This is a genomic window from Pseudomonas quebecensis, from assembly GCF_026410085.1.
GTDB lineage: Bacteria > Pseudomonadota > Gammaproteobacteria > Pseudomonadales > Pseudomonadaceae > Aquipseudomonas > Aquipseudomonas quebecensis.
Genome location: NZ_CP112866.1, coordinates 3,594,503 through 3,620,305, shown reverse-complemented (window position 1 = coordinate 3,620,305; position 25,803 = coordinate 3,594,503). Strand labels below are relative to the sequence as shown.

General features: G+C 60.4%; 21 protein-coding genes. 12 read left to right on the top strand and 9 right to left on the bottom strand.

Translation table 11 applies throughout. The features are described from left to right. Nucleotides 1–32: 32 nt before the first annotated feature. Nucleotides 33–473 (bottom strand): universal stress protein, encoded by a 441-nt coding sequence (locus OSC50_RS16820; protein WP_181078051.1) that lies wholly within the window; start codon nucleotides 471–473, stop codon nucleotides 33–35. A gap of 106 nt (nucleotides 474–579) precedes the next feature. On the opposite strand from OSC50_RS16820, the gene OSC50_RS16815 reads away from it, so the two are divergent. The 7 genes from OSC50_RS16815 to OSC50_RS16785 all read left to right on the top strand — a co-directional run bounded on the left by OSC50_RS16815 (nucleotide 580) and on the right by OSC50_RS16785 (nucleotide 8,874). Continuing rightward, the gene (locus OSC50_RS16815; protein ID WP_181078053.1) at nucleotides 580–1,017 is read left to right on the top strand and encodes a hypothetical protein; all 438 of its coding nucleotides are present in this window, start codon (nucleotides 580–582) and stop codon (nucleotides 1,015–1,017) included. A gap of 377 nt (nucleotides 1,018–1,394) precedes the next feature. Beyond that, a complete protein-coding gene (gene fadB, locus OSC50_RS16810; protein ID WP_266248482.1) occupies nucleotides 1,395–3,542 on the top strand; it encodes a fatty acid oxidation complex subunit alpha FadB in 2,148 nt (715 codons plus the stop codon). Between the two features lie 29 nt (nucleotides 3,543–3,571). Then, nucleotides 3,572–4,747, top strand: a complete 1,176-nt coding sequence (fadA, locus tag OSC50_RS16805; RefSeq protein ID WP_266248484.1) for an acetyl-CoA C-acyltransferase FadA — start codon at nucleotides 3,572–3,574, stop codon at nucleotides 4,745–4,747. Between the two features lie 96 nt (nucleotides 4,748–4,843). After that, entirely contained in the window at nucleotides 4,844–5,080 is a 237-nt protein-coding gene (locus OSC50_RS16800) for a DUF1653 domain-containing protein (RefSeq protein WP_181078057.1), read from the top strand. A gap of 114 nt (nucleotides 5,081–5,194) precedes the next feature. After that, a complete protein-coding gene (topA, locus tag OSC50_RS16795; RefSeq protein ID WP_253511294.1) occupies nucleotides 5,195–7,816 on the top strand; it encodes a type I DNA topoisomerase in 2,622 nt (873 codons plus the stop codon). Nucleotides 7,817–8,001: 185 nt separating this feature from the next. Beyond that, a complete protein-coding gene (locus tag OSC50_RS16790; RefSeq protein ID WP_181078061.1) occupies nucleotides 8,002–8,523 on the top strand; it encodes a DUF6586 family protein in 522 nt (173 codons plus the stop codon). Nucleotides 8,524–8,640: 117 nt separating this feature from the next. Further along, entirely contained in the window at nucleotides 8,641–8,874 is a 234-nt protein-coding gene (locus OSC50_RS16785) for a hypothetical protein (RefSeq protein ID WP_010212068.1), read from the top strand. Nucleotides 8,875–8,999: 125 nt separating this feature from the next. Here the strand turns inward: OSC50_RS16785 and sulA are convergent, their stop codons facing one another. Together sulA and lexA are read right to left on the bottom strand one after the other, a co-directional pair. Continuing rightward, complete coding sequence (gene sulA, locus OSC50_RS16780) at nucleotides 9,000–9,473, bottom strand: SOS-induced cell division inhibitor SulA (RefSeq protein ID WP_181078063.1); 474 nt, start codon at nucleotides 9,471–9,473, stop codon at nucleotides 9,000–9,002. A 10-nt stretch (nucleotides 9,474–9,483) separates the two neighbouring features. Next, nucleotides 9,484–10,092, bottom strand: coding sequence for a transcriptional repressor LexA (gene lexA, locus OSC50_RS16775; protein WP_003172575.1), 609 nt, complete (start codon nucleotides 10,090–10,092; stop codon nucleotides 9,484–9,486). 263 nt (nucleotides 10,093–10,355) lie between these two features. On the opposite strand from lexA, the gene OSC50_RS16770 reads away from it, so the two are divergent. Continuing rightward, nucleotides 10,356–11,063 carry a TetR/AcrR family transcriptional regulator gene (locus OSC50_RS16770; RefSeq protein WP_181078064.1) on the top strand — a complete coding sequence of 236 codons (708 nt, stop codon included), beginning with the start codon at nucleotides 10,356–10,358 and terminating at the stop codon, nucleotides 11,061–11,063. Nucleotides 11,064–11,207: 144 nt separating this feature from the next. After that, entirely contained in the window at nucleotides 11,208–12,215 is a 1,008-nt protein-coding gene (gene nagZ / locus OSC50_RS16765; protein ID WP_266248492.1) for a beta-N-acetylhexosaminidase, read from the top strand. Here the strand turns inward: nagZ and OSC50_RS16760 are convergent. The 3 genes from OSC50_RS16760 to mfd are packed head-to-tail and all read right to left on the bottom strand — an operon-like array spanning nucleotide 12,212 to nucleotide 18,945. Next, complete coding sequence (locus tag OSC50_RS16760; RefSeq protein WP_266248494.1) at nucleotides 12,212–14,905, bottom strand: DEAD/DEAH box helicase; 2,694 nt, start codon at nucleotides 14,903–14,905, stop codon at nucleotides 12,212–12,214. The genes nagZ and OSC50_RS16760 overlap by 4 nt on opposite strands. A gap of 9 nt (nucleotides 14,906–14,914) precedes the next feature. After that, a complete protein-coding gene (locus OSC50_RS16755; protein WP_181078070.1) occupies nucleotides 14,915–15,484 on the bottom strand; it encodes a CsiV family protein in 570 nt (189 codons plus the stop codon). A gap of 11 nt (nucleotides 15,485–15,495) precedes the next feature. Next, nucleotides 15,496–18,945 carry a transcription-repair coupling factor gene (gene mfd, locus OSC50_RS16750; protein WP_181078071.1) on the bottom strand — a complete coding sequence of 1,150 codons (3,450 nt, stop codon included), beginning with the start codon at nucleotides 18,943–18,945 and terminating at the stop codon, nucleotides 15,496–15,498. A 340-nt stretch (nucleotides 18,946–19,285) separates the two neighbouring features. On the opposite strand from mfd, the gene OSC50_RS16745 reads away from it, so the two are divergent. Next, on the top strand, nucleotides 19,286–20,749 hold the full coding sequence (locus OSC50_RS16745; RefSeq protein ID WP_181078073.1) for a glyceraldehyde-3-phosphate dehydrogenase: 1,464 nt from the start codon (nucleotides 19,286–19,288) through the stop codon (nucleotides 20,747–20,749). Between the two features lie 172 nt (nucleotides 20,750–20,921). Here the strand turns inward: OSC50_RS16745 and OSC50_RS16740 are convergent, their stop codons facing one another. After that, nucleotides 20,922–21,455: a chalcone isomerase family protein gene (locus OSC50_RS16740; RefSeq protein WP_266248497.1), complete on the bottom strand. Its 534-nt coding sequence runs from the start codon at nucleotides 21,453–21,455 to the stop codon at nucleotides 20,922–20,924. Between the two features lie 213 nt (nucleotides 21,456–21,668). Between OSC50_RS16740 and sthA the strand changes: the two genes are divergently transcribed. After that, nucleotides 21,669–23,063, top strand: coding sequence for a Si-specific NAD(P)(+) transhydrogenase (gene sthA / locus OSC50_RS16735; RefSeq protein ID WP_181078076.1), 1,395 nt, complete (start codon nucleotides 21,669–21,671; stop codon nucleotides 23,061–23,063). Nucleotides 23,064–23,105: 42 nt separating this feature from the next. On the opposite strand, the gene OSC50_RS16730 is transcribed toward sthA, so the two are convergent. Together OSC50_RS16730 and OSC50_RS16725 are read right to left on the bottom strand one after the other, a co-directional pair. Next, entirely contained in the window at nucleotides 23,106–23,828 is a 723-nt protein-coding gene (locus OSC50_RS16730; RefSeq protein WP_181078077.1) for a glycerophosphodiester phosphodiesterase, read from the bottom strand. 44 nt (nucleotides 23,829–23,872) lie between these two features. Then, nucleotides 23,873–24,457 (bottom strand): PilZ domain-containing protein, encoded by a 585-nt coding sequence (locus OSC50_RS16725; protein ID WP_181078079.1) that lies wholly within the window; start codon nucleotides 24,455–24,457, stop codon nucleotides 23,873–23,875. A gap of 94 nt (nucleotides 24,458–24,551) precedes the next feature. Here OSC50_RS16725 and OSC50_RS16720 point away from each other — a divergent pair, with 94 nt between their 5' ends. Next, entirely contained in the window at nucleotides 24,552–25,802 is a 1,251-nt protein-coding gene (locus OSC50_RS16720; RefSeq protein WP_181078081.1) for a lipoprotein-releasing ABC transporter permease subunit, read from the top strand. Nucleotide 25,803 lies beyond the last annotated feature (1 nt).

The window sequence follows — 25,803 nt, the reverse complement described above, 5'->3', positions numbered from 1 at the left end:
ACCGCCCCGCCCACATTTGGTCTTCAGCGTCCTTAAGTATTTTTAACCAGCTTCACCGCCAACACATCGCACGGCGCGCCGTGCAACACATCATTGGCAGTAGAGCCGAGCAGCAACGCCAGGCCGTGGCGGCCATGGCTGCCGACCACGATCAGGTCACAGCCGTGTTCCTTGGCCAGGTGGTGGATCTCCTGACGCGGTTGGCCGTAAGTGAGGTGGGAGTTTTCCTTGGTCACTTCGGGATATTTGACGATCAGGCGATCGAGACGCTCCTTGGCCTGGTCGAATTGTTGCTGCTGCAGTTGGGAAAGGTCCATGGGAACGTCGCCGCCGAAGGCCATGGCCATGGGTTCGACGATATGCACGAGGGACAGTTTGGCGCCGCTGGCGACTGCGAAAGCTCGTGCGCGCTTGATCACTGGATCGCACTCTTCGGTCAGATCTACAGCGACCAGAATATGTTCGTACGACATGAGGCGTTCCTCCAGGGGGACTGCAATAAATTAAGTATGGCTGGTTTCAAGCGGATGGGGTTGCGTCAGGTCAAATCCGCTCATCAGAAAAATCGGGAGTACAGATATGACGGTCTGGATAGTGGTGTCAATCCTTGTAGTGGTATTGAGCCCCCTGGCATGGCTGCGCCCGTCGCGTCATCAGAGTGGGCGCATGGCCCTGCGCATGGAGGCGCGTCGCATCGGTCTGGCCATGCAACTGGCACCTCAGGAGTGGCCGCACTGGCTCAAGCAGGAGCCGCCAAGCCCGTGCGCGCAATACTGCCGGCCGCGGCGCGGCGCGGCGCCGGCGATCTGGAGTTACTGGCAACTGGAGCCCGGGGTGTGGGTCAACCAATGGCGTGAACCGTGCGTGGATGAGAAGTTGTTGCCGCATTTTTCAACGTTGCCGGCCAATGTCTACAAAGTCCAAGCCGACAAGCAAATGATCGCCTTGTATTGGGGCGAGAAGGGCGACGCGAAGGTTTTGCAGGACATTGATGCGCTGCTTAAAGCGTTGGCCTGATGCCCATGTTGGCATTTTAAGCGGGGAGCTTACTGCGCGACCCTTCGCGCCCTTGCCGACTATTGATTTCGTGAATAATTGAATATTGACGAGGCGCAGGCCTAAGGTTGGGGTTCTGAAATGACTGGAAAGTCGCGTTTTTCCTAGCCTTTGGAGCGATTGACAATTGCCCGGAATTGGATGAAGGTGGCGTACCCAAATCAAACGGGCGTATGAATTGAGCGTTTGTCTGTCAGACCGCTCGTACAGAATCCCGACTATCGCATTGGCGGGTGTGCCTGGCGGATTGGCATGAGCATTGACCTCACCGTCAGTGTCCAACCAGAGGCCAGCGTCCGATGTGTACTGTTCAGCTTCCATATCGTGGAGATCAGTTGATGATTTACGAAGGTAAAGCCATCACGGTTAAGGCTCTTGAAAGTGGCATCGTCGAATTGAAATTCGACCTCAAGGGTGAGTCCGTCAACAAGTTCAACCGTCTAACCCTGAACGAACTGCGTCAGGCCGTAGACACCATCAAAGCAGATGCTTCGGTCAAGGGCGTGATCGTCTCCAGCGGCAAGGACGTGTTCATCGTCGGCGCTGACATCACCGAATTCGTCGACAACTTCAAGCTGCCCGATGCCGAGCTGGTGGCTGGCAACCTCGAAGCCAACAAGATTTTCAGCGATTTCGAAGACCTCAACGTCCCGACGGTTGCCGCGATCAATGGCATCGCCCTCGGTGGTGGCCTGGAGATGTGCCTGGCCGCTGACTTTCGTGTGATGTCGGCGACCGCAAAAATCGGCCTGCCGGAAGTGAAGCTGGGCATCTACCCAGGTTTCGGCGGCACCGTGCGCCTGCCGCGCCTGATCGGTGCGGACAATGCCATCGAGTGGATCGCCGCCGGCAAGGAAAACCGTGCCGAAGACGCACTGAAAGTCGGTGCCGTGGACGCTGTGGTTGCCCCGGACAAACTGGCCGAGGCCGCGCTGAACCTGATCAAAGGCGCCATCAGTGGCGAATTCGACTACAAGGCCAAGCGTCAGCCCAAGCTGGAAAAACTCAAGCTCAACGCCATCGAACAAATGATGTCGTTCGAAACCGCCAAAGGTTTCGTCGCTGGCCAGGCGGGCCCGAACTACCCGGCGCCGGTTGAAGCCATCAAGACCATCCAGAAAGCCGCGAACTTCGGTCGCGACAAAGCCCTGGAAGTGGAAGCGGCGGGCTTCGTCAAACTGGCGAAGACCTCGGCTGCCCAGAGCCTGATCGGCCTGTTCCTGAACGATCAGGAGCTGAAGAAAAAGGCCAAGGCCTACGACGAAATCGCCAGCGACGTGAAGCAGGCTGCCGTACTCGGCGCCGGTATCATGGGCGGCGGTATCGCCTATCAGTCGGCGTCCAAAGGCACGCCGATCCTGATGAAAGACATCAACGAACACGGTATCGAGCAGGGCCTGGCGGAAGCCGCCAAACTGCTGGTGGGCCGTGTGGATAAAGGTCGTATGACCGCAGCGAAAATGGCTGAAGTGCTCAATGGCATTCGTCCTACGCTGTCCTACGGTGATTTCGGCCACGTCGACCTGGTGGTCGAGGCGGTCGTCGAAAACCCGAAAGTCAAACAGGCCGTATTGGCTGAAGTGGAAGCGCAGGTCAAGGAAAACACCATCCTGGCCTCCAACACCTCGACCATTTCCATCTCGCTGCTGGCCAAGGCCCTCAAGCGTCCGGAAAACTTCGTCGGCATGCACTTCTTCAACCCGGTGCACATGATGCCGCTGGTGGAAGTGATCCGTGGCGAGAAGTCCAGCGAGCACGCGGTGGCCACCACCGTTGCCTACGCCAAGAAAATGGGCAAGAACCCGATCGTGGTCAACGATTGCCCGGGCTTCCTGGTCAATCGCGTGCTGTTCCCCTACTTCGGCGGTTTCGCCAAGCTGGTCAGCGCCGGCGTGGACTTCGTGCGCATCGATAAAGTCATGGAAAAATTCGGCTGGCCCATGGGCCCGGCTTACCTGATGGACGTGGTTGGCATCGACACCGGCCACCACGGTCGCGACGTGATGGCCGAAGGCTTCCCGGACCGTATGAAAGATGACCGCCGCTCGGCTGTTGACGCGCTGTACGACGCCAAGCGCCTGGGCCAGAAGAACGGCAAGGGCTTCTACGCCTACGAGGCGGACAAGAAGGGCAAGCAGAAGAAAGTCGCCGACCCTTCGGTGCACGAAGTACTCGCCCCGATCGTCTACGAGCAGCGTGAAGTGTCCGACGAGGACATCATCAACTGGATGATGATCGCCCTGTGCCTGGAAACCGTGCGTTGCCTGGAAGATGGCATCGTCGAGACTGCCGCCGAAGCCGATATGGGCCTGGTGTACGGTATTGGTTTCCCTCCATTCCGTGGTGGTGCGCTGCGTTACATCGACTCGATCGGTGTGGCCGAGTTCGTTGCCCTGGCTGATCAATACGCTGAGCTGGGCCCGCTGTACCACCCGACCGCGAAGCTGCGTGAAATGGCCAAGAACGGCCAGAGCTTCTTCGGTTAAGCGCCCAGACGACTAGAGCGAGAATATTTATGAGCTTGAATCCAAGAGACGTCGTGATTGTCGACTTCGGTCGCACGCCGATGGGCCGCTCCAAGGGCGGCATGCACCGCAATACCCGCGCCGAAGACATGTCGGCGCACCTGATCAGCAAAGTCCTGGAACGTAACACCAAGGTCGACCCGAACGAAGTCGAGGATGTGATCTGGGGCTGCGTCAACCAGACCCTGGAGCAGGGCTGGAACATCGCGCGCATGGCGTCGCTGATGACTCAGATCCCCCACACTGCGGCCGGCCAGACCGTCAGCCGCCTGTGCGGCTCGTCGATGAGCGCGCTGCACACCGCCGCCCAGGCGATCATGACCGGTAACGGCGATGTATTCGTGGTCGGTGGCGTGGAGCATATGGGCCACGTCAGCATGATGCACGGCGTCGATCCGAACCCGCATCTGTCGCTGTACGCGGCCAAAGCCTCGGGCATGATGGGCCTGACGGCGGAGATGCTCGGCAAAATGCACGGCATTACCCGTGAAGCCCAGGATGCCTTCGGCCTGCGTTCCCATCAACTCGCTCACAAGGCGACCGTGGAAGGCAAGTTCAAGGATGAAATCATCCCGATGAACGGCTACGACGAGAACGGTTTCCTGAAACTGTTCGACTACGACGAGACCATTCGTCCGGATACCACCCTGGAAAGCCTGGCGGCCCTCAAGCCTGCCTTTAATCCGAAGGGCGGTACCGTCACGGCGGGCACGTCGTCGCAAATCACCGATGGTGCCTCGTGCATGATCGTGATGTCGGCGCAGCGTGCCCAGGACCTCGGGATCCAACCGCTGGCGGTGATTCGTTCGATGGCGGTGGCGGGTGTGGACCCGGCGATCATGGGCTATGGTCCAGTACCGGCGACGCAGAAAGCCTTGAAGCGCGCGGGTCTTTCCATCAGCGATATCGACTTCTTCGAGCTCAACGAAGCATTCGCCGCACAGGCTCTGCCGGTGCTGAAAGATTTGAAAGTGCTCGACAAGATGAATGAGAAGGTTAACCTGCACGGCGGTGCGATTGCCCTGGGCCATCCATTCGGTTGCTCCGGTGCGCGGATCTCTGGCACGTTGCTCAATGTAATGAAGCAAAATGGCGGCAACCTTGGGGTAGCCACCATGTGCATTGGTCTTGGCCAAGGCATTTCCACCGTCTTCGAACGCGTCTAAGCGTTGGGTTGACGGAAGCCGGGGCCCAGTGCCCCGGTTTTTGTTTTTTGGAATTTTTAAATTTTTTTTTTATAAATTTTGTAAGGGGGCCAGAGCATGAAAGTCGAACCAGGGCTCTACCAGCATTATAAAGGTCCGCAGTACCGGGTTTTCAGCGTGGCGCGCCACTCCGAGACCGAAGAGCAAGTCGTGTTTTACCAAGCACTGTATGGCGATTACGGCTTTTGGGTGCGCCCCTTGAGCATGTTCCTGGAAAGCGTCGAGGTTGACGGCGAGCAGGTCCCACGCTTTGCTTTGGTCCAGGCCGAACCCAGTCTTTTTAAAGGGCAATAACCGTAGGCCGCGCAGAATGCTGCGCTTGACCTCACCCGGTTGCCACTATATATAGCGTTGCCGCGTCAGGCGCCAACTGCCTTTCACTTCTCGAATTCAGGAATTTTCCGATCCATGGGCAAATCGCTGGTCATTGTGGAATCCCCGGCTAAGGCCAAGACCATCAACAAGTACTTGGGCAACGAGTACGTGGTGAAGTCGAGTATCGGCCATATCCGAGACCTGCCCACCAGCGGTTCGGCTAGCGCCAGCAAGGAGCCTGCCGCCAAGCGCGGCAAGGCCGCCGCAGGCGAAGGTCCGGTACTCAGCCCCAAGGAGAAAGCGCGCAAGCAGCTGGTCTCGCGCATGGGCGTCGATCCGGATCATGGCTGGAAGGCCAAGTACGAAATCCTTCCGGGCAAGGAAAAGGTGATCGAAGAGCTGCGTCGGCTCGCCAAGGATGCTGACACCATCTATCTCGCGACGGACTTGGACCGCGAAGGGGAAGCCATTGCCTGGCACCTGCGGGAAGCCATCGGCGGTGACGACAGCCGCTACAAGCGCGTGGTGTTCAACGAGATCACCAAGAAAGCCATCCAGGAAGCTTTCTCCAAGCCCGGCGAGCTGGATATCGACCGCGTCAATGCCCAGCAGGCGCGGCGTTTCCTTGACCGCGTGGTGGGTTACATGGTTTCGCCGCTGCTGTGGGCCAAGATCGCCCGAGGCCTGTCCGCCGGCCGTGTGCAGTCTGTAGCCGTGAAACTGGTGGTGGAACGTGAGCGCGAGATCCGTGCATTCATCCCTGAAGAGTACTGGGAAGTCCACGCCGACCTGGGCACCGCCAAGGGCGCCAATGTGCGCTTCGAAGTGGCTCGTGAGAAAGGCGAAGCCTTCAAGCCGCTGAACGAAGCCCAGGCCATGGCCGCGCTGGAAAAGCTCAAGGCATCCAGCTACAGCATCGTCAAGCGTGAAGACAAACCTACCAGCAGCAAGCCGTCGGCACCGTTCATCACCTCCACCCTGCAACAGGCCGCGAGCAACCGCCTGGGCTTCGGTGTGAAGAAAACCATGATGATGGCCCAGCGTCTGTACGAAGCCGGTTACATCACTTATATGCGTACCGACTCCACCAACCTGTCGCAGGATGCGGTGGCGATGGCGCGTACCTATATCGAAAGCGAGTTCGGCAAGAAGTACCTGCCGGAAAAGCCTAACGTCTATAGCAGCAAGGAAGGCGCCCAGGAGGCTCACGAAGCGATTCGTCCTTCCGACGCCAACACCGAGCCAAGCAAGCTCAGTGGCATGGAACGCGACGCTGAGCGCCTCTACGAGCTGATCTGGCGCCAGTTCCTGGCTTGCCAGATGCTGCCGGCGCAATACCTGTCCACCACCGTCAGCGTGGGCGCCGGGGATTTCGAGTTGCGCGCCAAGGGCCGTATCCTCAAGTTCGACGGTTACACCCGCGTGATGCCGCAGATCGCCAAGCCTGGCGACGACGATGTGCTGCCGGACATGGCCCAGGGCGACACGTTGAAGCTGATCAAGCTTGACCCGTCCCAGCACTTCACCAAGCCGCCGGCGCGTTATTCGGAAGCCAGCCTGGTCAAAGAGATGGAAAAACGCGGCATCGGTCGTCCGTCGACCTACGCGGCGATCATTTCCACCATCCAGGACCGTGGCTACGTGGCGCTGCATAACCGTCGTTTCTATTCGGAAAAGATGGGTGACATCGTTACCGAGCGTCTCTCCGAGAGCTTCTCCAACCTGATGGACTACGGCTTCACCGCCGGCATGGAAGAGAACCTGGACGATGTGGCGCAGGGCGAGCGCGACTGGAAAAACGTGCTGGACGAGTTCTACGGCGACTTCAAGAAGAAGCTCGAAGTGGCCGAGAGCCCTGAAAACGGCATGCGTGCCAACCAGCCGGTGATGACGGACATTCCATGCCAGACATGCGGTCGTCCGATGCAGATTCGCACGGCGTCCACGGGTGTTTTCCTCGGCTGCTCGGGCTATAGCCTGCCGCCGAAAGAACGCTGCAAGGCCACGGTCAACCTGGTGCCGGGCGATGAAATCGCCGCCGACGACGAAGGTGAATCCGAATCGCTGGTCCTGCGCGGCAAGCATCGCTGCCCAATCTGCAGCACGGCGATGGATGCTTACCTGTTGGATGAGAAGCACAAGCTGCATATCTGCGGTAACAACCCGGATTGCAACGGCTACGAGATCGAAGAGGGCACTTACCGCATCAAAGGCTACGAAGGTCCGAGCCTGGAATGCGACAAGTGCGGCAGTGAGATGCAGCTCAAGACCGGCCGTTTCGGCAAGTTCTTCGGCTGTACCAACCCGACGTGCAAAAACACCCGCAAACTGCTGAAAAGCGGCGACGCGGCGCCGCCGAAGATGGACCCGGTGAAAATGCCGGAGCTCAAGTGCGAGAAGGTCAACGACACTTACATCCTGCGTGATGGTGCCTCGGGCTTGTTCCTGGCGGCCAGTCAGTTCCCGAAAAACCGCGAGACCCGCGCGCCGTTGGTGATGGAGATCGTGCCGCACAAGGACGAGATCGATCCTAAGTACCACTTCCTGTGTGAAGCACCGAAGAAGGACCCGGACGGTCGCCCAGCGGTGATTCGCTACAGCCGCAAGACCAAGGAGCAGTACGTGCAATCCGAAGTGGATGGCAAGCCGACCGGCTGGAAAGCCTTCTACGAAGGTGGCAAGTGGAAGGTCGAGGACAAGCGCCAGGGCGCTTGATCTTTCGCATGCACTGAAGATCCAGTGTGGGAGGGGCAAGCCCCTGCCACATTTGGATTTTTTTGGTTTCTGAAAGTAGAGTTCCGACCTGCACAAGCAGCGGTTATTGCACTTGCGGTCGATTCGGCTGATCCGTGACACTGTTCAGCCAGCATCACGCCTAATTCGTTGTGGAGATTGCCGTTATGGCCCACGAACTCTATACCCGTACCAATCAGAAAATTTACTTCGCGGGTTTGTCCCTGGAAGCCCTCGGTCGTGCCGAGGAAGGGAAGGAGATGAACGCCATCGCGCTGGTCCAGGCGGGGCGAGAAGCGGCGTTGTTCCACTTGTACGGCGCCTTGCTGGGGCTGTGCCATGAAATCGCCGGGTTCTACCGCTTACCCCAGGCGGGTTCGCCGCGTGCCGAAATGATCATGAACAGTGAAGTGCTGGCGTCTATGGCCATTCCCGAATTAGCCGAGCTGGTAGAAATGGCTCAGAGTCCCGACAGCTGGGTGGCGCGTTTGCTCAAGGCCCATGCTGATATGTTCCAGCCGCCCCGCGTCCCCCATGTACCTAAAGGCGACGTCACTCAACCGCTGATCGTAGCGGTCGCGCTGGAAGAGGAGGAGCCCAAGCCCCTGAGTCGGGAAGAGCTGGAAGGCTGGCGGCAAGCGCTGAAAAAGATGGCACTGCGCTTTCGTGAAGGGCTCAACGAGTGTTAATAGCGGCTTTTACTTAAAAAGCACCGTTCATCAAGCCGTAAAGAAACCTGTTCAGATCCGCAGCGAGGCCGGGCGGATGACTGATATAATCCCGGCCTTTCGTGGAGAACAGATTTTATGCCGACGTCCTTTCTGGAAATTGTTGAACTGCCTGACGGCCGAATCGAACTGCGCCGGGCTGAGGACGAGGGCTCTCTGGTTATTCTGGATTTTTCCGAGGACGCCAAGGTGTTTCTGCAAGGTCAGCATGTGGAAGTGGCAAAAGCCATGTTGAGCGTCGGTGTGCAGATGGCGGGGCGACTGGCCGAAGGCGAGCCGGAGAAAGAAGACGGACCGCGAGTACTTCACTGATTGTTCAAGCCGTATGGTGTTGTGGTGGGGTATTAAGCAGGCTCACCACTCACGTCGTTTCACGCCTACCTTCACCCTCCACCACAACGAGCCTCCTCCTGAGGATGGCCCGCATGGGGGAATCTTCATCCCAATCGAATATTCAGGCTCTGCGCATCGCCGACGCGCGCGGCGTTGACCAGTTGTTGCCTGGAAGCGGCACTCAGTGGGTTCAGCCAGCTGACCACGGTGTGGCTGCGGCCCAGGCGCAGTGCCTCGCACGTCAGCTGTTGAGCGCTTTGTGTGCCGCGCGGTTGCAGCAACAGGATACGTTCGCGGTTGAGGCCGGCCTCCCGCAGCCAGGCCTGGGTAAGGCTGGCGGGCGGGGCGATCAGGGTCAGCCAGCGGGCGTCCTGCTCTTCGCTCAAGTTGCGCAGGATAGGCGCCAACAGGTTCAGGCAGCTCTCGGCAGCACCGCGCAACGACAGCTCACTGAACGCCTCGGGTTCGACGTTCCAGGGCGCCTCGACCGTTTCCTTGAGGATCGGCGCAAGGGGATGGGCCATGAAGGCCTCGAACAGCGACAGTTGGGTGTGTTGTGGGGTGTGTACGAGCTGCATGGTGCCTCCTCTAGCGGCGAATGACGCCGACGCTCAAGCCTTCGATCACCAGGTCCTGATCTTTCAGGTTCACTTCAATCGGGGCGAACTCAGGGTTCTCGGCCAGGAGCCAGACCTTGCTGCCTTCGCGCTTGAAGCGTTTGACGGTGACTTCATCGCCGATACGGGCCACGACGATCTGGCCATTGCGGGCCTCACGGGTGGTGTGCACGGCCAGTAGATCGCCGTCGAAGATGCCGACGTCCTTCATGCTCATGCCATGTACTCGCAACAAATAGTCGGCGCGAGGATGGAAGAAGGTCGGGTTGATATTGCAGGACTCTTCGACGTGTTGCTGCGCCAGGATCGGCGCACCGGCGGCGACGCGCCCGATGATCGGCAATGTCGACTCGTCGGCCTTGGCCTCGAAGCCTGGGATGCGAATGCCTCGCGAAGCACCTGGGGTCATCTCGATCGCGCCTTTGCGTGCGAGGGCCTTTAGGTGTTCTTCGGCGGCGTTGGGGGACTTGAACCCCAGTTCCAGCGCAATTTCCGCTCGCGTCGGCGGGTAGCCGTTGTCATCGAGGCAGCGCTTGATAAAAGCCAGAATCTCAGCTTGGCGTGGCGTCAGTTTTAGCATGTTGATCGCTCTGTCTTTTTATACAGTGACTGGGATTATATACAGTGAACTGCGCTTGGCAATCATCCTTTTTCAGCACTCCGCTGGACGGTCGTGATGCATCCTTCCTACAAGTGCTGGATAGCGCTACCTACAGACCCGTTCGGATGTGATTAAATGGCGCTTGGAGCGATGACTGCCCGGCCGGAAAACGGCCTGCCAGGCTTGACAAGACACAACCTGAAACGTATGTTTCAAACAAGTGTTTGTCAGGCGGAGTAGCCATGGCCCAGTCGGAAACCGTTGAACGCATTCTCGATGCCGCCGAGCAATTGTTCGCGGAAAAAGGATTTGCTGAAACTTCATTGCGGCTGATTACCAGCAAGGCCGGGGTCAACCTCGCGGCAGTGAATTACCATTTCGGCTCGAAAAAGGCCCTGATCCAGGCGGTGTTCTCGCGCTTCCTGGGGCCTTTCTGCGCCAGCCTCGACCGTGAGCTCGAGCGCCGCCAGGCCAAGGCCGATCACAAGCCTAGCCTGGAAGAACTGCTGGAAATTCTTGTCGAGCAAGCGCTCGTGGTGCAACCGCGCAGCGGCAATGACTTGTCGATCTTCATGCGCTTGCTCGGCCTGGCGTTCAGCCAGAGCCAGGGCCACCTGCGGCGGTACCTGGAAGATATGTACGGTAAGGTTTTTCGCCGCTATATGTTGCTGGTCAACGAAGCCGCGCCGCGTATTCCGCCGATCGAATTGTTCTGGCGCGTGCATTTCATGCTCGGGGCCGCGGCGTTCAGCATGTCCGGCATCAAGGCGTTGCGTGCAATTGCCGAGACTGATTTCGGCGTCAATACCTCCATCGAGCAAGTCATGCGCCTGATGGTGCCCTTCCTTGCCGCCGGCATGCGCGCTGAAACCGGCGTGACCGACCCGACCATGGCCGCCGCGCAACTGCGCCCACGCAGCAAAACCGTGCCCACCCCCGCCAAGGTTTGATCTCCCTGGGTGTGCGCGGCCACTGGCATCCGCTAAGCTAGCCGCCATGTTCATGTCTGCTGATTATTCGCAACCCGTTGTGCTCACCGCGTGCCTTGCACCGAGTGAGCGCAACGGGTTGTGTGCGTTATTTAAGGAAGGTTTATGACAGTTGCCCTGCAAGGTTCTTTGATGGTCGACGTGGCCGGTACTTGGCTCACGGCTGAGGATCGCCACCTGTTGCGCCAGCCGGAGGTGGGCGGCTTGATCATTTTTGCGCGCAATATCGAGCATCCACGCCAGGTCCGTGAGTTGAGCGCGGCCATTCGGGCGGTGCGCCCGGACCTGCTGCTGGCGGTCGACCAGGAAGGCGGGCGCGTGCAGCGCCTGCGCCAAGGCTTCGTGCGCCTGCCGGCCATGCGCGCGTTGGCGGACAACCCCAACGCCGAGTACCTGGCCGAGCAGTGCGGCTGGATCATGGCCACTGAAGTGCTGGCGGTCGGTCTCGACCTGAGCTTCGCCCCGGTACTGGACCTGGACTACCAGCGTAGCGCCGTGGTCGGCACCCGTTCCTTTGAGGGCAACCCCGAGCGCGCCGCCGTGCTCGCCGGTGCCTTTATCCGTGGCATGAACAGCGCCGGCATGGCCGCCACCGGTAAACACTTTCCCGGCCACGGCTGGGCTGAGGCTGATTCCCACGTCGCAATTCCCAATGACGAACGCAGCCTGGAGCAGATTCGCGCGAATGACCTGGTGCCTTTCGCACGCCTGAGCAAGCAGTTGGCGGCAGTGATGCCGGCGCATGTTATCTACCCGCAGGTGGACGCCCAGCCCGCCGGTTTCTCACGCCGCTGGTTGCAGGACATCCTGCGCGGCGAGTTGCAGTTCGATGGGGTGATTTTCAGCGATGACCTGTCGATGGCCGGTGCCCATGTGGTCGGCGATGCGGCCAGCCGGATCGAGGCGGCGCTGACCGCCGGTTGTGACATGGGGCTGGTGTGCAACGATCGTGCGGCGGCCGAGTTGGCGCTGAGTGCGGCGCAGCGGATGAGGGTCACGCCATCGGCCCGCATCGCGCGTATGCGTGGGCAGGCGATTGCTTCGACTGACTACAAACAGGATCCGCGCTGGCTCACCGCACTTGGCGCTTTGCGGGATGCACAGCTGATCTAGCGCTTTTCCTGCTTATTGGGCAACGGCGCAAACAACGCCTCGATATCCTCGTTGCCCAACTGCCAATCTCCCGTGGTCCGTCCATCCAGCACCCCCGCCGCCAGGTCGGATTTTTCCTTCTGCAGGTGCTGGATTTTCTCTTCCACGGTGCCGCGCGCGATCATTTTGTACACGAAGACCGGTTTTTCCTGGCCGATGCGATAAGCACGGTCGGTCGCCTGGTTTTCCGTGGCCGGGTTCCACCACGGGTCATAGTGAATCACTGTATCGGCCTCGGTCAGGTTCAGACCCACACCGCCGGCCTTCAGGCTGATCAGAAAAATCTGCAACTTGCCGCTCTGGAAATCCTTCACGGGTGTGCGTCGGTCGCGAGTCTGGCCCGTCAACAGCGCGTAAGCGACACCGCGTTTTTTCAGCTCCACTTCGATCAGGCTCAGCATCGAGGTGAACTGGGAAAACAACAGGATCCGGCGGCCTTCCTCAAACAGTTCTTCGAGCATTTCCATCAGGCTGTCGAGCTTGCCCGAGCTGCTGCCACGAGTGGGCAGGGTCGCATCGTTGATCAGGCGCAGGTCACAGCACACCTGGCGTAGCTTCAACAGCGCTTCAAGGATGATGATCTGGCTGCGCGCCACGCCTTTGCGGGTGATTTCATCGCGGACTTTCTTATCCATGGCCAGGCGCATGGTTTCGTACACGTCGCGCTGGGCCTCGTTGAGGTCGACCCAGTGAATGATCTCGGTCTTGGGCGGCAGCTCAGTGGCCACCTGCTCCTTAGTGCGGCGCAGCAGGAAGGGTTTGATCCGACCGTTAAGGTGTTGCAGTCGTACCTCGCTGGCGCGTTTTTCGATGGGAACGCGGTAGTCGCGGTTGAAGCTTTTGACGTCGCCCAGCCAACCCGGCAGCAGAAAGTGGAACAGTGACCATAGTTCGCCCAGGTGGTTTTCCAGCGGTGTGCCGCTCAGGCACAGACGCTGCCGGGCATTCAGCTCGCGCGCGGCCTGGGCAGCCTTGCTGGAAGGGTTTTTGATGTACTGGGCTTCATCGAGGATCAGCACATGCAAGGGCAGGGCGGCCAGGTGCTCGATGTCCTTGGGCAGCAGCGCATAAGTGGTCAGCAGCAGATCGTAGTCCTGCAGGCTGGCGAAGTGTTTTTTACGCGTGGCGCCGTACAGCGCCAGCACCTTGAGTTGCGGGGTGAAGTGCGCCGCTTCGTCCAACCAGTTGGGGATCAGGCTGGTGGGCATGACCACCATGCACGGCCGGTCCAGGCGCCCGGCGGCCTTTTCACTGAGGATATGCGCCAGGGTCTGCAGGGTTTTACCCAGGCCCATGTCATCCGCAAGAATGCCGCCCACCTCCAACTGGCGCAGCGACTGCATCCAGCTCAAACCTTCCAGCTGATAAGGCCGCAAGGTCGCGTTCAGGCCTTCGGGCGCCACACAGGTGAAGTCCTTGATGTCCCGCAGGCGCTGGGCAAAGTTGCGAATCTTCTCGCCGCCTTCCCATTGCAAAGGCACGTCTTCCAGCGGGTTGAGGCGAATCGCATCGGCCTTGGCCAGGCGCAGCGCGGTGGTGCCGGGCTCCTGCAGGTAAAACTCACCGAGGGTAGCCAGTACCGGTTTCAGGCGGCCGTAGGGCAGTGCCACTTGCAGCGGGCCATGCCCGCCATTGGGCAGGCCGGGGATATTCACCAGGACCAGCTCGTCATCACGGCGCCGAGCGATTTTCTCCGGGTTGAGGAGCTCGGTGTGGGAGCGCATCAGGTTCAGCAGGATCGGCAGCAGGCTCAGCCGCTCGCCATTGACGATAATCCCCAGCTCAAGGTCGAACCAATCCCGTTCGGGACCTTCATCGACGGTGGCATACCAGTCGTCCACCGCGCTGAGGTCGAAACCGAAGTCGTCGTCAATCTGCAGTTCCCAGCCGTCGGCGCGCAGGGTCGGCGCGGCGTTGAGGGTGAAGTTCAGCCAGGCGCTGTCATTGACCATCTCGAACAGTTCGCCGGCGCTTTCCGGCAAGGCTTTGCTCTGGCGTGTGGCGATCTTGAAACCCAGCAGGCGCAGCTGTTCGCGGTAGGCCTGTTCCACCTCGGGGTGGCGCTTGATCCGCAGGCTCTGGGTGTCCTGGCGCACAATGATGTCGGCGTTTTTCTGTCCGCTGACATAGTTGCCCAGGTAGTTGAAGGATAACGCCGCGCGGTGCTGGATATAACGCTGCATCTTGCCGTTGCGCGGTTCGAACGCGCTGAACTCGGCGCTGGCCAGCCACAGGCGCGGCACCGGTTGGACGTCGTCCATCGGCACTTGCGGCAGTACGACGCGGTTATCCAGTACGGCCTGGAGTTTTTCCAGCAGTTCGGCGTCCTGGGCGGCGGCGGGGTAGGCCAGGGTTTCCTGTACCTTGAGCAGTACCGCCGCGATGTGTTTGCAGTTGCTGTGCACCGGGCAGGTGCAGCGGCTGTCCACCAAAAGCAGCGCGCCTTTGGCCGACTCGCGCAGCGAAATGGTCTGACGGTACACGTTGCCGCCCGAGCCTTCGCAACTGGCAATAATGGTGCTGTCGCCGGCCTCGACGATGCGTACGCGGTTTTCCAGCGCGTAACGCCGGCCACGCTCCAGGCTTTGCTCTTTAAAGCGATTGGCCCACGAAGGGGCCAGGGGTTTGGTAAGCGACGACGTCGGGGGCATGGCGCTGGATCAGTCCTGCAGCTCGGGCGGCGGCGCGCTGGGTGGTTTGGCGGTCAGTGAAGTGATCTTGATCAGCAGTGCCAGATGGCCGCCGTCAAGGTAGTTGAGCTGGTTGTTCTTGGTGCGCACGTCCTTCTGCGACAAGTGCTCGCTGGCGACGACGCTGCCGTTGCTGTCGAACTGGTTGATCCAGAAATCCGCATCGATATCGGTGAAGCGCCCCAGTTGCAGGTTCAGCACGCCCTGGATGGGGAATTGACCGAACTGCTCCTGGCCATCGGTGACGGCGATTTTTACCGGCTGTTCGCCGAGGTTCTGCTCCCAGGCCTTGTGCGCCAGCACGGTGAAGCTGTTATCGGCGTTCAGTTTGTCGACAATGTTGTTCAGGCGCGGCGGGCTCATGGTGTCAGTGCCCAAGCGCGAGGCGCCGGCATCCCAGTTTTCCGGCGCGGCGCGGCTGTTGATTACCGGCTCCGCATTCTGGCGCACCAGGATCATTTCTACCTGGTACGGGCTGTCGGCGAACGCCGCAGGCGCGAATACCACTAACAACAGGCTCAGAATGCGGAACAGGCGCATTGGGGCGTCCTTCAAACAGGTGTCGGAATGAGGCGCTCAAACAGCGCCTCCAGGGTATTGAAGCGTTCTTCGGCGCGTTCCATCGGCACCATGAACTTGAACAGCGTAGCCCCTTCGAATTTATAGCGGTTGGGCTGGCCCTGGATCAGCTTGATCAGCACCAGTGGGTCTACCGGCGTCTGCGCTTCGAACTCGATCCGCCCGCCCTGCGGCCCGGCGTCGACCTTCTTGATGCCCAGCTGCTCGGCCTGCAGTTTGAGCAGGGTCAGGCGCACCAGGTTCTTGGTCGGTTCCGGCAGCAGGCCGAAGCGGTCGATCATCTCCACTTGCAGGTCCTTGAGGCCCTCTTCGTCGGTGGCCGAGGCGATGCGCTTGTACAGGATCAACCGCGCGTGCACGTCCGGCAGGTAGTCTTCGGGAATCAACGCCGGCAAGCGCAGGTTGATTTCCGGACCGCCGCCCAAAGGCTGGTCAAGGTTCGGCTGCTCGCCCTTGCGAATGGCTTTCACCGCGCGCTCAAGCATTTCCATATACAACGTGAAGCCTACAGCCTGGATCTGCCCGCTCTGGCCGTCGCCCAGCAGTTCGCCGGCACCGCGGATTTCCAGGTCGTTGGTGGCCAGCACAAAGCCGGCGCCCAGGTCCTGGGTGTTGGCGATGGCTTCCAGGCGTTTTTCCGCGTCGCCGGTAATCTGCTGGCGCGGCGGCGTGAGCAGGTAGGCGTAAGCCTGGTGATGGCTGCGTCCGACCCGGCCGCGCAACTGATGCAGTTGCGCCAGGCCGAATTTGTCGGCGCGCTCGATGATGATGGTGTTGGCGCTCGGCACGTCGATGCCGGTCTCGATGATGGTCGAGGCGATCAGCACATTGAAGCGCTTGTGATAGAAGTCGCTCATCACCTGTTCGAGCTCGCGCTCGCGCATCTGCCCGTGGCCGATGGCGATCCGCGCCTCGGGTACCAGTTCGGCGAGATCGGCGGCGCATTTCTCGATGGTCTTGACGTCGTTGTGCAGGTAATACACCTGCCCGCCGCGCAGCAATTCCCGCAGCAGCGCTTCCTTGACCGTGCTTTTATTCTGCTCCATCACGAAAGTGCGCACCGACAGGCGCCGCGCCGGTGGGGTGGCGATGATGGACAGGTCGCGCATGCCCGACACCGCCATGTTCAACGTGCGCGGAATCGGCGTGGCAGTCAGGGTGAGGATGTCGACTTCGCTGCGCAAAGCCTTGAGTTGTTCCTTTTGCCGAACACCAAAGCGGTGTTCTTCATCGATGATCACCAGCCCCAGGTTCTTGATCTTCACATCGTCCGACAGCAGCTTGTGGGTGCCGATCACGATATCGATCTTGCCTTCGGCCAGGTCGGCAACGGCCGCGTTCACTTCCTTGGCGGACTTGAAACGGCTCATCACTTCCACGGTCACCGGCCAATCGGCAAAGCGGTCGCGGAAACTGTTGTAGTGCTGCTGAGCGAGCAGGGTGGTGGGCACCAGGATTGCCACCTGTTTGCCGCCGTGCACTGCGATGAAGGCGGCGCGCATGGCCACTTCGGTCTTGCCGAAGCCGACGTCGCCGCAGACCAGGCGATCCATCGGTTTGGGCGCGAGCATATCGGCGCGCACCGCTTCGATGGTGGTTTGCTGGTCCGGGGTTTCTTCAAAGGCGAAACCGGCGCTGAAGGTCGCATAGTCGGCCTTCGGATCGGCGAAGGCATAACCTTCACGCGCGGCGCGGCGGGCGTAGATGTCCAGCAGCTCGGCCGCGACATCGCGCACTTGTTCGGCGGCCTTGCGCTTGGCTTTCTGCCAGGTCTCGGAGCCCAACCGGTGCAACGGCGCCAAGGCGTCGTCGCTGCCGGTATAGCGCGCGATCAGGTGCAGGTTGGCCACCGGCACGTAAAGCTTGGCACCTTCGGCATATTCCATCGTGAGGAATTCGGCGGCCTGGTTGTCGATCTCCAGGGTCTGCAGGCCCAGATAGCGGCCCACACCGTGGTCGATATGCACCACCGGCGCGCCTTCGCGCAGTTCGGTGAGGTTCTTGATCACCGCGTCATTGTTGGCGTCGGCGCGTTTTTCACGACGCCGACGCTGCATCACGCGCTGGCCGAACAGCGGGCTCTCGGCAATCAGTGCCAGGGCCGGGTCATTCAACAGCAGGCCTTCGTCGAGCGGTGCGATGGTGATCGCCAGGCGATCCTTGCCCGCGACAAAGTCCGGCCAACTGTCGACGGTTTTAGGTCGCAGTTTCAGGCGTTCGAGCAGCTCCAGCAGCACTTCGCGGCGCCCGGCGGATTCGGCGGTAAACAGCACGCGGCCCGGGAAGTCGCCAAGGAATGTGGACAGCGCTTCCAGCGGCTGAGTGGCCTTGGCCTGGATCGCGAGGTCGGGCAGTGCTTGCGCGGGGAAGCGTTCGCGACCGCCACCGGCGTCCACATCCTGCTGGCTGGCCACCACACGCGGCCAGTTTTTCAGGCGCGCGAAGCAGTCTTCCACCGGCAGGAATAATTCGGCGGGCGGCAATAAAGGACGCGAGGGATCGACGCGGCGCTCCTCATAACGGTTGCGCACGTCGTTCCAGAAGTTTTCCGCCGCCTGTTCGATGCCCGGCAGCGAGAACACTTGCGTGTCCTGGGGCAGGTAATCGAACAGGGTGGAGGTTTCGTCGAAAAACAGCGGCAGGTAGTACTCGATACCGGCGGGTGTAATCCCGCTGCTCAGGTCCTGGAAGATCGGGCAGCGGCGGAAGTCGACGTCGAAGCGCTCACGAAAACGCGCCTTGAAGCGGGTCACTGCGTCTTTTTGCAACGGGAATTCCCGCGCCGGCAGCAGCTTGATCGATTCGACCTTGTCGATGGAGCGCTGGTTTTCCGGGTCGAAGGTGCGCAGGGTTTCGATTTCGTCGTCGAACAGATCGATGCGATAAGGCAACTTGCTGCCCATCGGAAACAGGTCGATCAGCGCGCCGCGTACCGCGAATTCGCCGTGCTCGTACACCGTGTCCACACAGCGATAGCCGCTGGCTTCCAGGCGCGTGCGCATCTGCTCCACGTCAAGCTTCTGGCCCACATCCAGCACCAGGCTGCTGCCCAACAGGAACCTGGTCGGCGCCAGGCGGTGCAACGCCGTGGTGATCGGCACCACCAGCACGCCGTGGGCCAGTTCCGGCAGGCGGTACAGGCTGGCGATGCGTTGGGAGATGATGTCCTGGTGCGGCGAGAACAGATCGTAGGGCAGGGTTTCCCAGTCGGGAAAATGCAGCACCGGCAAATCGGGGGCGAAGAAGCTCAGCTCCTGCTCCAGCCGTTCGGCGCTTTGGCTGTCGGCGGTAAGCAGCAGGGTAAAGCGCTTGGCTGCGCTGGCAGCCTCGGCGATGGCCAGGCTCAGGGCGGCACCGGGCAGGTTGCCCCAGTGCTGTTTACCTGCCGCGGCAGGGAGTTGCGGTAGACGCAGAACGGGCACGGAAGGTTGAGCTCCAAGCGTTGCGACAAAGTCGGTAATTGTAACGGCCCCAGGTGCCGCCTGTCAGTTGCTGACTGTGCCTATTACGGTTTGTAGGAAATGTAGTGGCTAAGACAAACAATGCAGGGTTTTGACTCAATATGTAGTGCCGAAAAGCACGTATGTTTCGGAGGGTTACGGACAAGTCGGCGCAACCGTCTCAATGGTGGCCTTCTGGAACCCGCGTGTTTCCTGGCCTGTAGCGTGGTGGTAGTTTTTTGCAAGGGCTTTTTGTTGGTGTCGGCGCATTGCTCAACGGGCAGTCGGGCGACATAATGTAGCCCCTTTTTTCAGCCCCTACATGTGGAAGGTTCCCGTGACTCAGAAGCCCGACCAGTGTCTTGGTGAATGGATCGACCGTGAAGCACTCGCAGAAGCGATGATCCCGCTCATCGGTCAGCTGTACCGCAATAACAATGTGGTCAGCTCGATCTATGGCCGCAGCCTGATCAACCAGTCAGTCATCGCGATTCTCAAGGCGCACCGCTTTGCTCGCCATCGCTCCGCCGACGACAGCGAACTCTCCGTCCACGAAACATTCCCCCTGCTCAAGGCCATGAGCGAGCTCAAGCTCGGCGCGGCATCGGTAGACCTGGGCAAACTGGCCTACAAATTCCGCAATGAAGCCAACGGCCGCAGCGCCGAGCAGTTCGTGCGTGAAGAAATGGCCGATGTGGTCGGCCAGCAGAGCGCCGCGGCCCGCAAGGGCACCGACGTGGTGCTGTACGGCTTTGGTCGTATCGGCCGCCTGCTGGCACGCATCCTGATCGAAAAAACCGGTGGCGGCGACGGCCTGCGCCTGCGTGCCATCGTCGTGCGCAAAGGCGCCGAGAATGACCTGACCAAGCGCGCCAGCCTGCTGCGTCGCGATTCGGTACATGGTTCGTTCAACGGCACCATCACCATCGACGAAGAAAACAACACCATCACGGCCAACGGTAACCTGATCCAGGTGATCTACGCCAAGAACCCGACCGAGGTGGACTACACCCAGTACGGCATCCAGGACGCCCTGCTGGTGGACAACACCGGCGTATGGCGTGATGCCGAGGGCCTGGGCCAGCACTTGCAGTGCCCGGGCATCGCCCGCGTCGTCCTGACCGCGCCTGGCAAGGGCAAGCTCAAGAACATCGTGCATGGCATCAACCACGCTGACATCACCGCTGACGACAAAATCGTGTCGGCCGCGTCCTGCACCACCAACGCCATCGTGCCGGTGCTCAAGGCCGTGAACGACAAGTTCGGCATCGTCAATGGCCACGTCGAAACCGTTCACTCGTACACCAACGACCAGAACCTGATCGACAACTTCCACAAAGGCGACCGCCGTGGCCGCAGCGCCGCGCTGAACATGGTGATCACCGAGACCGGTGCCGCCACTGCCGCTGCCAAAGCCCTGCCTGAATTGGCCGGCAAGCTGACCGGCAACGCGATCCGTGTTCCGACGCCTAACGTGTCGATGGCAATTCTCAACCTGAACCTTGAGAAAGCCGCTACCCGCGAAGAGATGAACGAGTACCTGCGCTACATGGCCCTGCACTCCGACCTGCACAAGCAGATCGACTTCGTCAATTCGCAGGAAGTGGTGTCCACCGACTTCGTCGGCTCGCGCCACGCCGGTGTGGTGGATGCGGAAGCGACCATTACCCAGGACAACCGCGTTGTGCTGTACGTGTGGTACGACAACGAGTTCGGCTACAGCTGCCAGGTGGTTCGCGTGATGGAAGACATGGCCGGGGTCAACCCGCCGGCGTTTCCGCGCTAAGCCTCTGCGCTGAATGAAAAAGCCCCGACTGGTTCGGGGCTTTTTTGTGGCTGGGATTTTGTGTTGTCTGGGATACCTCATCGGGGGCAAGCCCCCTCCCACGGTTTGATGTGGGAATAGATTCAAATATGGGAGGGGGCTTGCCCTCGATGGCGATCGTTCAGCCGTCGCATCACTTCAGCAACCGGCCGCGCAACTCATCCGATAACCCCCCAGGCGCGAGCCAGATGCCCAGGTAGGCCCGTGCCAGTTCGTCATCGCGACTGATGAACACCACTTGCCCATTGATCTCCAGCTCCAAACCGCGACCGGGATGAAAGTCCAGGGCATAACGGTCACCGCTGCGGATGTCGCGAAAGCTGGCGTGCAACTTATCCAGCTCAGGCTTTAATCGAGCATTGGCTTGTTGGCGCTCAAGGGTGGCCGTGGCGGCCTTGATCACGTCGTTGCGGTCGATGTCGCGAAAGTAATACAGCGTCAGGCGCAGTGCAGCCTGCTGGTCCCAGGCGTGCCTGGCGCTGAGCGCTGCCGGGGCATACAGCGCTGCGGCATACACGTCCGCCCACAGATAGGTGAGCACCGCCTGGTTTTTGAGGATCAGTTCCCCAGCCTGCGCCGGGAAGGCCGCTTGCTTGAGCCGCTGAGCATCACTGGCGTGCGCGGTGATCGACACCATCAGCATCAAACAAAAAAATAGTTGTCGCATAATGCTCATCCTGAAATCGACGCTGATTTGCGTCCTGTAGTATGGCAAGGTTGGCCTACGACGCGACCAAGGGTTAATGTGCGCGGCGTTGAGCCTTCTATAGACTGTGCCCCGGTTCACACACTTGAGCCAAATTGTCCTTCATGACCGCTGGCCGCGGCATGATTTAGCCCGGCGTCCAACCGTACGCCTGGCCTGTTCTGAGGAGTACGCATGGCTGTCTACAACTACGACGTGGTGGTACTGGGTTCCGGCCCGGCTGGAGAAGGTGCGGCGATGAACGCCGCGAAGGCAGGGCGCAAGGTGGCGATGGTCGATAGCCGTCGCCAGGTCGGCGGTAACTGCACCCACCTGGGTACCATCCCGTCCAAGGCCTTGCGTCACTCGGTGCGCCAGATCATGCAGTTCAACACCAACCCGATGTTCCGGGCCATTGGCGAGCCGCGCTGGTTTTCGTTCCCGGACGTGTTGAAAAGCGCCGAGAAAGTCATCTCCAAGCAAGTGGCGTCGCGCACCGGTTACTACGCACGCAACCGTGTCGACCTGTTCTTCGGTACCGGCAGCTTCGCCGACGAGCAAACCATCGAAGTGGTGTGTTCCAACGGCGTGGTCGAAAAACTGGTGGCCAAGCACATCATCATCGCCACCGGCTCGCGCCCGTATCGCCCGGCCGATATCGACTTCAACCACGCGCGTATCTACGACAGCGACACCATCCTGAGCCTGGGCCACACCCCGCGCAAACTGATCATCTACGGCGCCGGCGTGATCGGCTGTGAATACGCCTCGATCTTCAGCGGCCTGGGCGTACTGGTGGAGCTGGTGGACAACCGCGACCAGTTGCTGAGCTTTCTGGACTCGGAAATTTCCCAGGCGTTGAGTTACCACTTCAGCAACAACAACATCACCGTGCGCCACAACGAAGAGTACGAGCGCGTCGAAGGCCTGGACAACGGGGTGATCCTGCACCTCAAGTCCGGCAAGAAGATAAAGGCCGACGCCTTGCTGTGGTGCAACGGGCGTACCGGCAACACCGACAAGCTGGGCATGGAAAACATCGGGGTCAAGGTCAACAACCGTGGCCAGATCGAAGTGGACGAGAATTACCGCACCTGTGTGGCGAACGTCTATGGCGCCGGCGATGTGATCGGTTGGCCGAGCCTGGCCAGCGCCGCCCATGACCAGGGGCGTTCGGCCGCCGGCAGTATTGTCGACAACGGCAGCTGGCGCTATGTGAACGACGTGCCCACCGGTATCTACACGATTCCCGAGATCAGCTCGATCGGCAAGAACGAGCACGAACTGACCAAGGCCAAGGTGCCTTATGAAGTGGGCAAGGCGTTTTTCAAGAGCATGGCGCGTGCGCAGATCGCCGGTGAGCCGCAAGGCATGCTGAAGATTCTGTTTCACCGTGAAACCCTGGAAGTCCTCGGCGTGCATTGCTTCGGTTACCAGGCGTCGGAGATCGTGCACATCGGCCAGGCCATCATGAATCAGCCGGGCGAGCAAAATACCCTCAAGTATTTTGTAAACACCACGTTCAACTACCCGACCATGGCCGAAGCCTATCGGGTAGCCGCCTACGACGGCCTCAACCGGCTTTTTTGAGCGGCTCCGGCCGGTGGCCTGAGCCGGCCGGGGAGACCGATTTCAGCCATTCCCGAGGGTGGCAGTGGCCAAACCGGGAAAGTCTGTAATCAGGCTATCGACGCCGAAGTCGGCGAGCCTGCGCATCAGCGCGGGTTCGTTGACCGTCCACACGGACACGTGCAACCCCTGGCGCTGGGCTTTCTGCAAGCGTTCAGGGGTGCACAGCGTCCAATTCAATGCCAGGTACTCACAGCCGTAGTTCTGCGCGACTTTCAATGGGTCGAGCCAGGCGTATTCGGCCACCAGCCCGCGTGACAGGTCCGGCGTGAGCTCCACGGCGGCCTTGAGCACTTCCCGCGAGCTGGAGGTCACAGTGACCTTGTCCATCAGGCCAAAGCGCACGGCCATTTCACGGATTGCCAATACGGTGGTCGCCGCGCGAGTGCGCGAGGCGCTTTTGACTTCCAGTTGCCAGTGATCGAAGTCGCACTGTTCGAACAACGCCTCCAGGCGTGGAATGGGGCAGGGCGTGAGCCAGCCGGGACCGCCCTTGCGCGCGTCCATTTTCACCAGGTCGGCTGCCGAATAGTCGACCACCTTGCCGCGACGGTCAGCCGTGCGTTTGAGGGTCGGGTCGTGGATAACCATCAGCTCGCCGTCCATGGACAGGTGCAAGTCCAGTTCGCAGCGGCGTACACCGTGCTTGAGGCATTGTTGAAAGCTGGTCAGGGTGTTTTCCGGTGCTTCGCCTTTGGCACCGCGGTGGCCGTAAATCAGGGTCACAGTTGCTCCTTTTCGCCGGATCGTCCGGCGGGATGTATACGAATTCAGGTGGCCTGGGCGTCGCTTTTTTCCCGCGCCAGGCGCCGTTCCTGGGCTTGCTTCTGCAGGATGTAGCGCGCCAGCAACTGGCGTTGGGCATCGGTCATGGATTCGAATTCCGTGCCCACATCGAAGCCCTCGCCCTTGGCGTCGCAATGGGTAACCTTGGCGCGCAGCAGCAGGCCCAGGGCCTGGGGCATCAGCACCAGCTTGACCGCCAGGTGCGCGCCGACAGGCAACGATGAGGGGTGCTGGAAGTCGATACCGCCTTCGGAGATGATCACCGGCTGCGGGGCGCCGACTTCGTCCAACAGGCCACGGGCCATGATTTGGCTGAGCAGATCCAGGCGTTTGTTCTGGACTTTGAGGAACGCCGCCAGGCTGCGATCTTTCTCGCTGATCTGGCGCAACAGGTGCTGGGCTTCGAATTCGCTCAGGTGCAATTCACTGAGCAGGTTGAACAGCGGTGAATCATCCAGCAATACTTCCTTGCTGGCTGCTTCAGGGGCAGACAGGCTTTTGATTTGAAGTGCGATCATGTCATCGATACGGTAGTATTCGCGGCGCTCTTCTTCATCTAATGTCGTCATGGCGAACCCCAGCTGGCGGTAATGGTCTGAGTGTAAAGCTGCTTACCAGACCCCGCCACCGGGACGTCTTCTTTTCCTCCGAACAAGCCCCGACATGTTCAGACCTCTCTTCGTATTTATCGGCACGCGTTATACCCGTGCAAAGCGCCGCAATCATTTTGTGTCGTTCATTTCCTTGACCTCGATGATCGGGCTCGCCTTGGGCGTGGTTGTGATGATCGTGGTGCTGTCGGTGATGAACGGCTTCGATCATGAGATGCGCACCCGCGTGCTGGGCATGGTGCCCCATGCGACCATCGAAGCCAGCGAGCCCATCGGCGACTGGCAGAGCCTGGCCGACAAGGTCAAGCAGAACCCCAAGGTGGTGGCCGTTGCGCCGTTCACTCAGATGCAGGGGTTGCTGACCAATGATGGCAAGGTGCAGAAAATCCTGCTCAACGCCATCGACCCGGCCCAGGAGCGCAAGGTCTCGATCATCGACCGGTTCATGCTGCAGGGCAGGCTTGACGACCTGGCGCCCGGCAGTTTTGGCATCGTCATCGGTGACAAGGCCGCAGCCAAGCTCGGCGTGGGCATCGGCGACAAGCTCACCTTCGTCGCCCCGGAAGTCACGGTCACCCCGGCCGGTATGTTCCCACGCATGAAGCGCTTTACCGTGGTCGGCACGTTCCACGTCGGCGCCGGTGAAATCGACGGCTACCTCGGCCTGACCAATCTCACCGACCTGGCCCGCCTGCATCGCTGGCAGCCGGATCAGGTGCAGGGCCTGCGCCTGAAATTCAGCGATCTGTTCGACGCGCCGCGCGGTGCCTGGGAAATCGCCCAGCACTTGGGTGAAACCGAGTATTACGCCCGCGACTGGACCCGCACCCACGGCAACCTGTACCAGGCCATCCGCATGGAAAAAGCCATGATCGGCCTGTTGCTGCTGCTGATCGTCGCCGTTGCAGCGTTCAACATCATTTCCACCCTGGTGATGGTGGTCAACGACAAGAAAGGCGATATCGCCATCCTGCGCACCCTGGGCGCCACGCCGGGGCAGATCATGGCGATCTTCATGGTGCAGGGCACCGTGATCGGCGTGGTCGGCACCTTGATCGGCACCGCCGTCGGCATCCTCGCCGCGCTCAACGTCAGCGCGGCCATCGCCGGCCTGGAAACCCTGATCGGTCACAAATTTCTCAACGCCGACGTGTATTTCATCGACTACTTACCGTCCCAGGTTCAGGCCCAGGATGTGTTGATGGTGGGCGGGGCGGCGTTGGTCCTGAGTTTCCTTGCCACCCTGTATCCAGCCTGGCGCGCGGCACGCACCCAGCCAGCACAGGCCTTACGTTATGAGTGAA

Excerpts from the sequence above, each read along its gene's own strand:
- OSC50_RS16725 (WP_181078079.1), bottom strand. The coding sequence starts at position 24,457 with ATGACGACATTAGATGAAGAAGAGCGCCGCGAATACTACCGTATCGAT.
- OSC50_RS16745 (WP_181078073.1), top strand. The coding sequence starts at position 19,286 with ATGTGGAAGGTTCCCGTGACTCAGAAGCCCGACCAGTGTCTTGGTGAA.
- OSC50_RS16800 (WP_181078057.1), top strand. The coding sequence starts at position 4,844 with ATGAAAGTCGAACCAGGGCTCTACCAGCATTATAAAGGTCCGCAGTAC.
- OSC50_RS16820 (WP_181078051.1), bottom strand. The coding sequence starts at position 473 with ATGTCGTACGAACATATTCTGGTCGCTGTAGATCTGACCGAAGAGTGC.
- OSC50_RS16740 (WP_266248497.1), bottom strand. The coding sequence starts at position 21,455 with ATGCGACAACTATTTTTTTGTTTGATGCTGATGGTGTCGATCACCGCG.
- OSC50_RS16790 (WP_181078061.1), top strand. The coding sequence starts at position 8,002 with ATGGCCCACGAACTCTATACCCGTACCAATCAGAAAATTTACTTCGCG.
- OSC50_RS16770 (WP_181078064.1), top strand. The coding sequence starts at position 10,356 with ATGGCCCAGTCGGAAACCGTTGAACGCATTCTCGATGCCGCCGAGCAA.
- OSC50_RS16785 (WP_010212068.1), top strand. The coding sequence starts at position 8,641 with ATGCCGACGTCCTTTCTGGAAATTGTTGAACTGCCTGACGGCCGAATC.
- sulA (WP_181078063.1), bottom strand. The coding sequence starts at position 9,473 with ATGCAGCTCGTACACACCCCACAACACACCCAACTGTCGCTGTTCGAG.
- topA (WP_253511294.1), top strand. The coding sequence starts at position 5,195 with ATGGGCAAATCGCTGGTCATTGTGGAATCCCCGGCTAAGGCCAAGACC.
- fadA (WP_266248484.1), top strand. The coding sequence starts at position 3,572 with ATGAGCTTGAATCCAAGAGACGTCGTGATTGTCGACTTCGGTCGCACG.
- sthA (WP_181078076.1), top strand. The coding sequence starts at position 21,669 with ATGGCTGTCTACAACTACGACGTGGTGGTACTGGGTTCCGGCCCGGCT.
- nagZ (WP_266248492.1), top strand. The coding sequence starts at position 11,208 with ATGACAGTTGCCCTGCAAGGTTCTTTGATGGTCGACGTGGCCGGTACT.
- fadB (WP_266248482.1), top strand. The coding sequence starts at position 1,395 with ATGATTTACGAAGGTAAAGCCATCACGGTTAAGGCTCTTGAAAGTGGC.
- OSC50_RS16760 (WP_266248494.1), bottom strand. The coding sequence starts at position 14,905 with ATGCCCCCGACGTCGTCGCTTACCAAACCCCTGGCCCCTTCGTGGGCC.
- OSC50_RS16720 (WP_181078081.1), top strand. The coding sequence starts at position 24,552 with ATGTTCAGACCTCTCTTCGTATTTATCGGCACGCGTTATACCCGTGCA.
- OSC50_RS16815 (WP_181078053.1), top strand. The coding sequence starts at position 580 with ATGACGGTCTGGATAGTGGTGTCAATCCTTGTAGTGGTATTGAGCCCC.
- OSC50_RS16755 (WP_181078070.1), bottom strand. The coding sequence starts at position 15,484 with ATGCGCCTGTTCCGCATTCTGAGCCTGTTGTTAGTGGTATTCGCGCCT.
- lexA (WP_003172575.1), bottom strand. The coding sequence starts at position 10,092 with ATGCTAAAACTGACGCCACGCCAAGCTGAGATTCTGGCTTTTATCAAG.